Origin of the sequence: Parasalinivibrio latis (assembly GCF_036825535.1) — a bacterium.
In the GTDB taxonomy this organism is placed as follows: Bacteria; Pseudomonadota; Gammaproteobacteria; order Enterobacterales; family Vibrionaceae; genus Parasalinivibrio; species Parasalinivibrio latis.
Genome location: NZ_CP098812.1, coordinates 2,305,654 through 2,317,937, shown reverse-complemented (window position 1 = coordinate 2,317,937; position 12,284 = coordinate 2,305,654). Strand labels below are relative to the sequence as shown.

12 protein-coding genes and 1 pseudogene are annotated in these 12,284 nt (G+C 47.7%); 11 read left to right on the top strand and 2 right to left on the bottom strand.

Features of this window, described 5'->3' with window-relative positions; all coding sequences use genetic code 11:
• Nucleotides 1–59 precede the first annotated feature (59 nt).
• The 9 genes and pseudogenes from acpP to NF212_RS10635 form a co-directional block, all read left to right on the top strand.
• The gene (gene acpP / locus NF212_RS10675) at nucleotides 60–296 is read left to right on the top strand and encodes an acyl carrier protein (protein ID WP_054672538.1); all 237 of its coding nucleotides are present in this window, start codon (nucleotides 60–62) and stop codon (nucleotides 294–296) included.
• A 95-nt stretch (nucleotides 297–391) separates the two neighbouring features.
• Nucleotides 392–1,630: a beta-ketoacyl-ACP synthase II gene (gene fabF, locus NF212_RS10670; protein ID WP_434355410.1), complete on the top strand. Its 1,239-nt coding sequence runs from the start codon at nucleotides 392–394 to the stop codon at nucleotides 1,628–1,630.
• An 89-nt stretch (nucleotides 1,631–1,719) separates the two neighbouring features.
• Nucleotides 1,720–2,532 carry an aminodeoxychorismate lyase gene (gene pabC, locus NF212_RS10665; protein WP_434355408.1) on the top strand — a complete coding sequence of 271 codons (813 nt, stop codon included), beginning with the start codon at nucleotides 1,720–1,722 and terminating at the stop codon, nucleotides 2,530–2,532.
• Nucleotides 2,526–3,539 (top strand): endolytic transglycosylase MltG, encoded by a 1,014-nt coding sequence (gene mltG / locus NF212_RS10660; RefSeq protein WP_434355406.1) that lies wholly within the window; start codon nucleotides 2,526–2,528, stop codon nucleotides 3,537–3,539. Before pabC ends, mltG begins: the two co-directional genes overlap by 7 nt.
• Nucleotides 3,539–4,165 carry a dTMP kinase gene (gene tmk, locus NF212_RS10655; protein WP_434355404.1) on the top strand — a complete coding sequence of 209 codons (627 nt, stop codon included), beginning with the start codon at nucleotides 3,539–3,541 and terminating at the stop codon, nucleotides 4,163–4,165. Before mltG ends, tmk begins: the two co-directional genes overlap by 1 nt.
• Nucleotides 4,158–5,126: a DNA polymerase III subunit delta' gene (gene holB, locus NF212_RS10650; protein WP_434355402.1), complete on the top strand. Its 969-nt coding sequence runs from the start codon at nucleotides 4,158–4,160 to the stop codon at nucleotides 5,124–5,126. The genes tmk and holB overlap by 8 nt, the downstream gene beginning before the upstream one ends.
• 22 nt (nucleotides 5,127–5,148) lie before the next feature.
• Entirely contained in the window at nucleotides 5,149–5,925 is a 777-nt protein-coding gene (locus NF212_RS10645) for a TatD family hydrolase (protein WP_434355400.1), read from the top strand.
• 440 nt (nucleotides 5,926–6,365) lie between these two features.
• Complete coding sequence (gene ptsG, locus NF212_RS10640) at nucleotides 6,366–7,796, top strand: PTS glucose transporter subunit IIBC (RefSeq protein WP_434355398.1); 1,431 nt, start codon at nucleotides 6,366–6,368, stop codon at nucleotides 7,794–7,796.
• A 179-nt stretch (nucleotides 7,797–7,975) separates the two neighbouring features.
• Nucleotides 7,976–8,341: pseudogene (locus NF212_RS10635) on the top strand (alanyl-tRNA editing protein); the annotation flags it as partial.
• A gap of 38 nt (nucleotides 8,342–8,379) precedes the next feature.
• On the opposite strand, the gene NF212_RS10630 reads toward NF212_RS10635, so the two are convergent.
• Complete coding sequence (locus tag NF212_RS10630) at nucleotides 8,380–9,279, bottom strand: lysine exporter LysO family protein (protein ID WP_434355396.1); 900 nt, start codon at nucleotides 9,277–9,279, stop codon at nucleotides 8,380–8,382.
• 130 nt (nucleotides 9,280–9,409) lie between these two features.
• Nucleotides 9,410–10,336, bottom strand: a complete 927-nt coding sequence (locus NF212_RS10625; RefSeq protein ID WP_434355394.1) for an HDOD domain-containing protein — start codon at nucleotides 10,334–10,336, stop codon at nucleotides 9,410–9,412.
• A gap of 399 nt (nucleotides 10,337–10,735) precedes the next feature.
• Between NF212_RS10625 and NF212_RS10620 the strand changes: the two genes are divergently transcribed.
• Together NF212_RS10620 and NF212_RS10615 are read left to right on the top strand one after the other, a co-directional pair.
• Entirely contained in the window at nucleotides 10,736–11,320 is a 585-nt protein-coding gene (locus NF212_RS10620) for a TfoX/Sxy family DNA transformation protein (RefSeq protein ID WP_434355392.1), read from the top strand.
• Nucleotides 11,321–11,535: 215 nt separating this feature from the next.
• Nucleotides 11,536–12,243: a phosphatase PAP2 family protein gene (locus NF212_RS10615; RefSeq protein ID WP_434355390.1), complete on the top strand. Its 708-nt coding sequence runs from the start codon at nucleotides 11,536–11,538 to the stop codon at nucleotides 12,241–12,243.
• Nucleotides 12,244–12,284 lie beyond the last annotated feature (41 nt).

Here is a 12,284-nt window from a genome sequence, read left to right as displayed (position 1 = left end):
GCTAATGAATAAACTACACTTCAAGTCGCAAATGCGAATGTAAAAGGAATAGTATAAAGATGAGCACTATCGAAGAACGCGTAAAGAAAATCATTGTTGAACAACTGGGTGTTGACGAAGCAGAAGTGAAGAACGAAGCATCTTTCGTTGATGATCTGGGCGCTGACTCTCTGGACACTGTAGAGCTGGTTATGGCTCTGGAAGAAGAGTTCGACACTGAGATTCCTGACGAAGAAGCAGAAAAGATCACTACTGTTCAAGCTGCTATCGACTACATCGTTAACGCGTCTGAATAAGTCGAATCCCTCCAGGCGGCCCTTCATGGCCGCCTGAACTTTATTTATAGTTTCTGCTACATTTTTCATTGAATTTTTTCCCGGAGAAAATCATCGTGTCTAACCGTCGAGTTGTTGTCACTGGCATGGGTATGCTGTCGCCTGTCGGCAATACCGTGGAAGAATCATGGAAAGCGTTGCTGGCAGGTCAAAGCGGTATCAGCCTGATTGATCACTTTGATACCACTGATTTTGCCACCCGCTTTGCCGGTATGGTTAAAGACTTTAACGCCGAAGAGTACATGTCTAAGAAAGACGCCCGTAAGATGGACCTGTTCATCCAGTACGGCGTTGCGGCAGGTGTCCAGGCTCTGAAAGACTCCGGCATTGAATCAACAGAAGAAAACGCACACCGTATGGGTGTCGCTATCGGTTCTGGTATCGGTGGTCTGGGTCTTATCGAATCAAACCATCAGGCTCTGCTTGAAAAGGGTCCTCGTAAGATCAGCCCATTTTTTGTGCCTTCAACCATCGTGAACATGATCGCTGGCCACCTGTCTATCATGCACGGTCTGCGTGGTCCAAATATTACGATTTCTACAGCATGTACAACTGGCCTTCACAACATCGGTCACGCTGCACGTATGATTGCATACGGTGACGCTGACGTGATGGTTGCCGGTGGTGCAGAAAAAGCATCTACGCCACTGGGTGTGGGTGGTTTTGCCGCTGCTAAAGCACTTTCTACCCGTAACGACAACCCAGAGGCGGCTTCGCGTCCTTGGGATCGCGATCGTGACGGCTTCGTACTGGGCGATGGCGCCGGTATGATGGTACTGGAAGAGTACGAACACGCTAAAGCGCGTGGTGCAAAGATTTACTGTGAGCTGGTTGGCTTTGGTATGAGTGGTGACGCTTACCACATGACCTCACCAAGTGAAGACGGCTCAGGCGGCGCGCTGGCTATGGAAGCTGCAATGCGCGATGCTGGCATCTCTGCTGACAAGATTGGCTATGTTAATGCACACGGTACGTCAACTCCTGCAGGTGACGTAGCGGAAACCAAGGGCGTTAAACGTGCCTTTGGTGATGCTGCCAGCAAAGTAATGGTTTCTTCTACCAAGTCTATGACAGGCCACCTTCTGGGTGCTGCCGGTTCGGTAGAGGCAATCATCACTGCTATGACCCTGATTGATCAGGCTGTACCACCAACCATTAACCTGGAAAATCCAGGTGAGGGCTGCGACCTTGATTACGTGCCAAATGAAGCGCGTCAGGTCAACATTGAGTATGCACTGTGTAACTCATTCGGCTTCGGTGGTACCAACGGCTCTCTGATTTTCAAGAAAATCTAAGCCAGTTTGATACACTAAATAGCCCGGTAGCTAAGTTTATAGCTGCCGGGCTATTTTTTTATCTCTTTATCCGATTTTCGAGGTGGCGAATGGAAAACGTCATTTGGGCTGATACTGACGGTCAAAGCCTTTCTGTATCAGATCGCGGCGTGAATTACGGGGACGGATGCTTTACCACCATGCTGGTGGAAAATGGGCAGATCAACCTGTTTAAGCGTCACCAGGATCGTATGACAGATTCACTTGACGTATTGGCTATCCCGAATGTGGATGTACGCGGCTTGTTCCAGCACTTGCACCGCTCAATTGCGGCGGTTTCTGGCAAACAAGTGCTTAAATTAGTGATCACCCGGGGCAGCGGCGGAAGGGGGTACAGCCCGGAAGGTTGTGAATGTCCAACCATTATCGTGTCCCAGTCTGCCTGGCCAGTCCACTATGAGGATTGGCAGAAAAACGGCATTGAGCTGGGTTTGTGCCCATTTCAACTGGGTTGGTCTGTGCTTGCTGGAATAAAGCACCTTAACCGTCTCGAACAGGTGATGGTAAAAAATGCTATTAAGGGTATGGCTGAACAGGATGCGATCGTCACAGATCTTGAAGGTAATGTGGTTGAAACATCGGCTTCAAATATCTTCTGGCGAAAAGAAAATACAGTGTACACGCCAGAACTCAGTAAAGCTGGGGTTAAAGGTGTCATGCGAGCAGAAGTGATATCTATCCTGGATCGGCTGGGGTATGAAGTGAAGGAGGTGCTTTGTCCGGTTGAGGTAATATATGGAGCTGATGAGGTTTTCATCACTAACGCCTTGATGGAGCGGGTTCCAGTTAATCGACTGGGCCAAACCGTATATACTGAACGCTTTGCATTAGATGCGGTTAATTCGGAATTACATTTGTGCTGAAAAAAGCTTTATTCGCTATTTTGTTGTTAGCGGTCGCTGCTGCCGGTGGGGCTTACTGGGCTTACCAGCAGGTGATCAATTATAAAAATGCACCTTCTCCCCAGAATGTTGCCCAGTTGGTTACCATTCCCAGTGGTGCCAATTATCACTCTGTTACCCGTCTTCTGGTGCGCGATGGTGTAATACCTTCCTCTGACTGGGCACGCTGGCTTCCCCATATTGACCCGTCAGTCACTCAGGTTAAGGCTGGTACCTTCCTGATAGAACCAGGCCTGACTGTAGCTGGCGTATTTTCCCAATTGGTAAACGGCAAGCAACACCAGTTCAGTATTACCTTCGTTGAAGGAAGCCGCTTCAGTGAATGGCGAGTAGCACTGAATAAAGCCCCTAAGCTGGTTCACAAGACAACTGAATTGTCAGAGGCGGAAATCGCCAAAGCGATTGGTGCGGATCATGAAAAGCTGGAAGGACTGCTTCTGCCTGAAACCTACCATTACGTTGCCGGTGATACAGACCTTAGCATTTTAAAACGTGCTCACAGACAGTTGGAGGATGTGCTGGATGATGCGTGGGGGGCACGTAATAAATCTGTGCCAATTGAAACACCATATGAACTGTTGACGCTGGCATCAATAATCGAAAAAGAGACTGCTATCGACAGTGAACGTGAACAGGTTGCTTCTGTCTTTGTTAACCGCCTCCACAAAAGAATGCGCCTGCAGACAGATCCGACAGTGATTTACGGTATGGGTGACAAATATGACGGAAATATCCGTAAGAAAGATCTGCGGACACCCACTCCGTACAACACCTATGTCATTTTCGGTCTACCGCCGACACCTATCGCGATGCCAGGGAAAGCATCCATAGAGGCCGCGGCAAATCCGGACAAGACCCCTTACTATTATTTTGTTGCGAATGGCGACGGTGGGCATAAGTTCTCCAAAACACTGACAGAACACAACCGTGCTGTACGCGCCTATCTGAAGAAGTTAAGAAACCAGTAATGAGCCAGTTTATTGTTATTGAAGGCCTTGAAGGTGCCGGGAAGTCTACTGCGATTAAGCGTGTACTGGATACGCTGAAAGCCAATGGTATTGAAAATGTTGTTACCACCCGTGAACCGGGCGGGACGCCACTTGCAGAAAAAATGCGTTCACTGGTTAAGGAAGGCCATCCGGACGAGCCGTTAACTGACATGGCTGAACTGCTGCTGCTTTATGCAGCCCGGTCACAATTGGTAGAGAATGTCATCAAACCGGCACTGTCTGAAGGGAAGTGGGTTGTTGGTGATCGCCATGATATGTCTTCCCAGGCTTACCAGGGTGGTGGTCGTGGTATCGACAAAACACTGATGCAAAACATGCGCGATATGGTGCTGGGTGATTTCAAACCTGCCCTGACTTTGTATATGGACATTGACCCTGAAATCGGCTTGAACCGAGCAAGAGCCCGAGGGGAGCTGGACAGGATTGAGCAGATGCAGCTGGCATTTTTCCAACGAACCCGTACACGTTACCTGGAGATGGCGGCAGAAGATGACAGCGTGATAGTTATCGATGCGAGCCGGACCATTGATGAAGTGGGCTATTCCATTCAAACAGCACTTGAATCCTGGTTAACACATGCATAATCACCTGTATCCGTGGCATCAGGGTACCTGGTCAAAGTGGCAATCGCTGCTGGGACAGGGGCGTCTGCACCACGCTATTTTGATTACTGCACCTGAGGGGAGTGGCCGACGGGCACTTGCAGAGCAGTTGGCCAAAACATTGCTCTGCCTTAATTTGGACGAAGAGCCGTGTGGACAGTGCCATGGTTGTAACCTGTTTGCTGCTGGCACCCACGCAGACTTTCATTTACTGGAACCTATCGATGGCAAGCAAATCGGTGTGGACCGGGTTCGGGAAAGTAACCGATGGGCGACTGAAACCTCACAGCTTGGCGGAGCCCGCATCATCCTGATTGATGGTGCTGACAAGATGGGGGAAGCGGCAGCCAATGCGCTTTTGAAAACGCTTGAAGAGCCACCGGCAAACTGCTACTTCATCCTGACTGCAAGCTCACTTTCCTCTTTGCTGCCCACCATTGTCAGCCGTTGTAACAAGTGGACGTTGCCATTACCTGATGAAGAAACGGTAAAAAACTGGCTTGAGATGTCATTGAAGCAAAGCGTTTCCAAACAAGTGATCAGGCTTAACCGAGGTGCACCGCTGGCAGCAAAAGCTTTCCTTGAAAATGGCGACGACAAAGTCCACCATGCCTGCATCGAAGCGTTTTCCCAGTATTTGCAGTCAGGGCAGGATATGTTTGCCGTTGTTAAACATATCCTGGACTCAGACAAGAAAGCCTTAGGTTGGATAAGTTTCTGGCTGGTTGATCTGGCAAAAACTCAGAATGGAGTATCTGACAGCTTGGTTCATTGTGACAAGGCTGCAGAACTGAAGAACAATGCTGGAATGATAAAGCCATCTGTACTGATGGCGCAGAGCCGGGAGTTGAACAAGGTGCAGAAACAACTTCGAACCCATACCGGCTTGAATGATGAACTCTTAATAAGTAACTGGCTGTTGGCCTTTCGCCAGCCGGTTTAACTAAGTGACGACGGAGGTAGGTTTGTTAGTCGATTCACATTGCCATCTGGATAAACTGGATTATACGTCTCTCCATGCTGACGTAGCCGATGTTATCCATAAGGCGCAGGAGAGGGGAGTGACACACTTCCTGTCTGTTGGCGTAACACTGCGCGATTTCCCGGCAATGATGGAAAAAATCCGTCCTTTTGAAAATGTGTTCGCTTCCTGTGGAGTACATCCGCTGGATATTGAGCAAGGGTTTGATGCAGAGAAACTTCGTGAGCTTGTCGCAGATGAGCGGGTCGTTGCTATAGGTGAAACTGGGTTGGATTATCATTACCAGCCAGAACTTGCACAGGCTCAGCAGGATATATTCCGTGAACATGTCCGTATTGCAGTGGAACTTGGCAAGCCGCTGATTATTCACACTCGCGAGGCGAGGGAAGATACTATCCGTATCCTTCGTGAAGAAGGTGCGGAAAAGGTTGGCGGCGTGCTGCACTGTTTTACAGAAAGCTGGGATATGGCAGAGCAAGCGATGGCGCTTGGGTTCTATATCTCCGTTTCTGGCATTGTAACATTCAACAAAGCTACGGCATTGAAAGACGTTGCCGCCAGAGTACCGCTTGACCGCCTTCTGGTAGAGACTGATTCGCCATACCTGGCTCCTGTTCCATACCGTGGGAAACAAAACCAGCCAGCCTATGTACGAGAAGTCGTTGAATACATAGCAATGTTGCGTGGTGAATCTGTAGAAACAATGATGGCAGCAACAAGCGAAAACTTCTTCAGACTTTTTTCGAGTGCAAAAGCTTAAATGTTAACAAGTGGGGAGCCAAGGCTTCCCATTTTTACAACTTTCACAAAATAGAAATCACCCATTCGGTTTTCCCGTCTATATTTACCGCGTTTGCCCGAATTGTGCGGCAAAAATAATCAATGTTATTTCGATACATAAAATAACAAAAAGCCTGCCGTTTTGTTCGTGCTCACAAAAAGAGCTGCACGAGCACAAGTGCTAAAAGTACTTTTAAAACATGATGTTAATTTTTTCTGGTGCTAATTCATCCTGGATTGCTGTGTGATCTGGCTAGGGTTTTCCGACAAAAGCGAACGACTGGTTAGCCAGTGTTTTACGTGGGAATTATATTGACGCCGCTAACTCATTCGAATTCAAAGAAAGCATCGGTCCTGACGAAAAGGCTGCGGGGGTAGGCTGTCAGGACTGTAAAAAAAGACTCATTTAGGAGTACAACTATGTTCAAAAACTTGTTTGCAAGTGCGCAGAAGGTCGGTAAGGCACTCATGTTGCCTGTATCGGTACTTCCTGTTGCCGGTATTCTGCTGGGCGTCGGCGCAGCAAACTTTAGCTGGATGCCTGAGATTGTTTCTCACCTGATGGAACAAGCAGGTGGTTCAGTATTCGGTCAAATGGCACTGCTGTTTGCTGTAGGTGTGGCACTAGGTTTCACTAATAACGACGGTGTAGCTGGCCTGTCAGCTATCGTTGGTTACGGTATCATGACCGCAACCCTGAAAGTGATGGCGACTGTACACGGTGTAGATAGCATCGACACTGGCGTACTGGGCGGTATCCTTGTTGGTGCTGTTGCCGGTTGGGCATTTAACCGTTTCTTCCGTATCCAGCTTCCTGACTACCTGGGCTTCTTTGCTGGTAAGCGTGCTGTGCCAATCATCACCGGTTTCTGTGCAATTGCTCTGGGTATCGTGCTGTCTTTCATCTGGCCACCAATTGGTGCCGGTATCGGTGCATTTTCTGACTGGGCTGCTAACCAGAACCCTGTACTGGCATTCGGTATCTACGGCGTAGTTGAGCGTTCACTGATCCCATTTGGTCTGCACCACATCTGGAACGTACCATTCTTCTACGAAGCCGGTACTTGTGTTAACAAGGCAGGCGAAACTGTACACGGCATCATGACCTGCTTCCTGACTGCAAACGACGTATCTCGTGAAGCAGGCAATGGCTTCGGTCAGCTGGCCGGTGGTTACCTGTTCAAGATGTTCGGTCTGCCTGCTGCGGCAATCGCTATCTGGCACTCTGCTAAGCCGGAAAACCGTGCGAAAGTTGCAGGTATCATGATTTCAGCTGCTCTGACTTCATTCCTGACTGGTATCACCGAACCAATCGAATTCTCATTCCTGTTCATTGCACCAGTATTGTACGCAATCCACGCGGTTCTGGCGGGTCTGGCTTATGTCCTGACTAACATGTTTGGTATCGTACACGGCCACACCTTCTCTAACGGTTTCATCGACTTCGTTGTTCAGTCTCCGAACGCGAAGCACATGGGTCTGTTGGTAGTACTGGGCCTGGTTTACGCAGTAATTTACTACGTCGTATTCCGTATCGTTATCAAGGCAATGGATCTGAAGACTCCTGGCCGTGAAGACGAAGAAGAGAACACAGCCGTTGCTGGTGATTCTTCTGAAATGGCGAAGAACCTGGTTGAAGCCTTCGGTGGCAAAGACAACATCACTGGCCTTGACGCTTGTATCACCCGTCTGCGTGTATCTGTAGCGAGTGTTGACAAGGTTGACCAGGATGGACTGAAGAAGCTGGGCGCAGCAGGTGTTGTTGTTGCGGGCAGCGGTGTTCAGGCTATCTTTGGTACCAAGTCTGATAACCTGAAGTCTGATATGGACGAGTGGATTCGTAACAACTAATCCATTTCGCTAAACGAAGTTTGTCCCCCCAAGAGAGAGCCTCCCGAGGCTCTCTTTTTTGTATCTGCTGTTTGGGTGCGCTTATGATTAAACCGAACAATAATTCAATCAGACTAACTTTCTGATCACCTTGACTGGTTGAAATCGTTTATCCCTGACCAATAAATTAATCCAATCGATTTGCTGCGAAAGTTGTTTTGGAACTGATGTACAAACGGTTCCCAGAAGTGAAAATAATTGGTGCGCATATCGCCTCGGATAAGAGCCGGGTTGATTTTGAATGGTCTGAAAACATTTCCGGGCTGTTACCTGAATTACAGGCAGAGATACAAACAGTCATTGATTCTGGTAAACCAATTACCAAAGGTTTTAGTGATGAAGCGGCAGAGCAACGTTTCTGGGAAGTGGAGGGTTTTGCCCGCGTCCCATGTGGTGGCACTCACCTCAATACCACAGACGAAGTGGGCGACATTCGCCTCAGGCGAAAAAACATTGGTAAAGGGAAGGAAAGGATAGAAATAGGCCTGCAGGAGTTACGGGATTGAATTGTCAGTGCCCACAGGAAGTTGTGGGCACGAAATAGTTAAAGTGAGATAAAGAAAAGAATCAGTACTGGGACAAGCAGGCTGAGAATGAAGCCACTGACAATCGCGACAGGTACGCAGCGGATACCGCCTGTACTTTGAATGATTGGCAGTGTGAAGTCCATTGCCGTTGCGCCAGCGTAGCCTATAGAGGTGAGAGGATAACGCCCGATAAGCAGTGGGATAATAATCAGGGACGCCAGCTCCCGCAAAAGTTCGTTAAGAAATGCGGCTCCCCCCATTACAGGCCCCAGGCCTTCAGAAATAAGAATGCCGGTTAACGAATACCAGCCAAAACCGGATGCCATTGCCAAGCCATGGCTGAACGGAAGGTCCAATAGCCATGCAGCCAGCAATCCGCCTGGTAAAGATGTCCCAACAATGACCAGTGCGAGCGAGATACCCTTGGGGTTAAGAAGGATCTGTTTAAGTGAAATACCGCTGTTTCGGAGTTGGGCACCGATCAGCAGTAACAGCACAACCAATATGGCTTCGCTGGCTTTATCTATCATTGCCGATTCCAGCGGAACAAATAAACCCACCACAAGGCCCAGTGCAACCACTAAAATCAGTTTTGCAGATTCTCCCATCATTTTGGTAAGTGGCACTTTGGTTTGATGGTCTTCAGACGGCGTAGGCCAGATTCGGTCAAGTATCGGCAGGGCTAAAATATTCGCACCACCGATGCAAACAAAGAAAGTTGCGGTAATGACAACAATTTGACCGAGGTTCTGGCCAATATTGTCGAGATTGGAAAGCCCCAAGCCCATCAGGCCCAAGATCACCAGTACCAGATTGCTGGTAGCTTTGTTGATTCGCTCAATCCATTCTGAACGTTGAATTTTTACAAGATATCCTGCCAAAAGAGGCAGGAATACAAAAAGCATCCCGCTTAGCATAATTAAAATGAGTTAATAAAATAATGAGATGCACGAATTTATCAGGAGGATCGAGTGTGGGTCAATCCTCCCAGGGAAGTGTGGCTAATTTATTGTTTTTACAGGTGTGATTCTTGGCTTTTTGTAACTGTTAAAATCCACAATTCTGTACAATGACTGTCAACCGCTGGTTGAATTCATCATCATTAAGGTTAGAGAGTTCGTAGAGTGCTTCTGCACCAGCTAGGTTGAGTTCCACGTCATGGTCGTGAATAGCTTCATCATTTTTACGGAACATCAGCAGATGGTTGGCCATGCGGGCAACATCAAGATAGGACGGGTGTGAGAGATCCTCATTCGCCGAAGCGTTTGTTGCTACTTCGACATAATCTTCATCAAACTCAAAATAGCGAAGGACTATCCGGCTGGCATCCTTACAAAGGTCTTTGAAGATGACCCCTGCAATTTCCAAATCCAGGTAATTCCCTTCGTCGGTGTACTGCTGAAACTGGTCTACAAGGCTGTATAAACCTATATCGGCCAGCAACCCGACCAGGAGAGCTTTCTCCATTTCCAAGCCCGTAGGTTCGCTGCTATGTTTATTCACGGTCTGGCTGACTAATGCCATGGTTGCGGCAAATTCTCGGGCGTGAACGGCACTTCGTTTGAGTAAATCATTGCAAGCTTTGCTAAAGGAGGCACTCTTTTTCAATTTATCAACGGCATATGCCATTGCAATGGCATGGATACGGTTCATACCCAAACGGGAAACGGCCATATTGATGTCGTTGCACTCGATGTTTGTTCGTGGGCTGAACATGGCACTGTTTGCTGCTCTGATAACATTTGCGGTCAGGGCGGCGTCATCAAGCAAACATGTAGCAACGTGCCGCACAGTGGTATCCGGGTGCAGACAGAGTTGTTGAAGACGAATAACGACATCTGGGATTGGAGGCAACTTCAGCGAGTTCTGGCGCATCGCCTGAATTAGACGGCCACAAAACTCATCTTCAATTTGACTGATTATTTTTGAATTGCTCTGGTTGACCCAGTACAGGGAAAGGTGCGATGACTCCATCGGACTTAAGTGCCTTATATGGTTTCCGGATGCTGCCTAAGGGCAAGAATTATAAGTAAATATACGTGTTACAGAATTTTACTCCAACTGTGGTGGGCCGGAACGGAATCTGACGCACATTTCTACATGATCATCTATTGGATTACACGCTTATCGGCTATGGGATTAATTCTCTCGGTTAAATATGTCGTTCCTCAGTCAAAAAAATGACTAGGAAATCAGTCTATTTTGCGACATTGGACGCGATCGAAATCACATTTGCCATATTAAATTAAACACTTAGTGACCCGGTGCATAGTTTTTAATACGGCAATGCGTCAATATTAATTCGCGAAGTGAAATAGGTGGTCAGGGTGTTTTTAGTGTTGTGCCTGGCTCAAGGAAGCAAATGGAGGCGCTATGTTCACTGTTGAAACTGGTTTTTGTTGTTTTGTAGAGACTTTTTGCGATACAGAAAAACGTTCTATGTTTGGTGGTACTGGTTACTTTATTGATGGCGCAATGTTCGCGCTCTACAAAGAAGACCGTATTTACATTCGTGGCGGCGACAAATTGACAGATAAGCTTAAAAAGTTATCTTGTAAAAAGTTTGTGCATGTTAAAAAGAGTACATCGGCAGTCATTAACTACTTTGATATTACAGAACTTTTCAATGACTCGCATGAAAGCCTTAAAGGGCTTATCGACTCGTCAATTAATATTGCCCGCACGGCCAAAGCGGAAATCAGCGCCAAATCCAATTTGCGTTTACGAGACCTGCCAAACCTTAGACTGACCATTGAGAGGATGTTAAAAAAATCAGGCATCAGTGATGTGGATGCGTTCTATGCATTGAAGCCGGAAGAAGTTTACCGAAAGGTGCAGGCGTCACACGGTTACGAAGTTGATATTAAGCTGCTTTGGATGTTTGCGGGCGCCCAGAAGGGGTGTCACTGGACATTGCTTGACGAAAAGGATAAGCAGGAACTTCTTAAAGCAGTTTAAGCCAGTTACCTGATAAAAAGCGCCGAAAGGCGCTTTTTTAATGCATTCATCTCTCCCCCAACACAGGCTTCGAGTTGATTACCCCTGTGAATATTACCACCGTCGGTTATACTGTCCGCCTTTAATATCTCCTCCCCAAAAACCTTCCAGAATGCTTGCCGAGGCGTGTACTGCCCCGGTGTTCAGTTAGGGGACATCAACTGACAGGTAACTCTATGCCTTATCCAAACCGGGTGCTTTGGTTCAAATATCTTATTGCGCCAGTTTTATTGTTTCTTCTTTTTGCATGGATTATTGAACACACAGGGCTGGATTTAAAATTGGCAGATTTTCTGTTTCATCTGGAGGGGGGAATCAAAGGGCAAGGATGGCCGCTTCGTGATGCATTCATTACTAAGAATATACTGCACGGTGTGGGCCATGATTTAGTGGTAGTTATTGGCGTTATCGCACTAGTCCTGGCTGGGTTGTCGTGGAAGTTGCCGGTATTAAAACCATACCGCCATGGCCTTTTGTATATTGTCCTTTGCTTTGCAATGTCGACGCTGATTGTAGGGTTGTTGAAATCGCTGACCCATGTAAATTGTCCGTGGGACTTAACAAGATACGGTGGCAGCCAGCCATTTGTACCAACGTTCAGCGAATTGCCTGAAGGTGTTAAACAGGGCAGGTGTTTTCCCGGTGGGCATGCTTCTGGTGGGTATGGATGGGTTTGCCTGTTTTTCCTTGCCAAAATGTACAGGCCACGTCTGCGCTATGTAGGCTTCGCTGCCGCACTTGTTGTTGGGTTAACCTTTGACATTGACCAGCAACTGAGGGGGGCGCATTTCCTCAGCCATGGCTATTGGACACTGGGGATCAGTTGGATGGTGGCTGCAGTGTTGTACCTTGGAGTGTTTCGAAAGTACGCTGCTAACGAATAACAATTTTGGTCCAACCATAAAAAATGCCGCATATTTGCGGC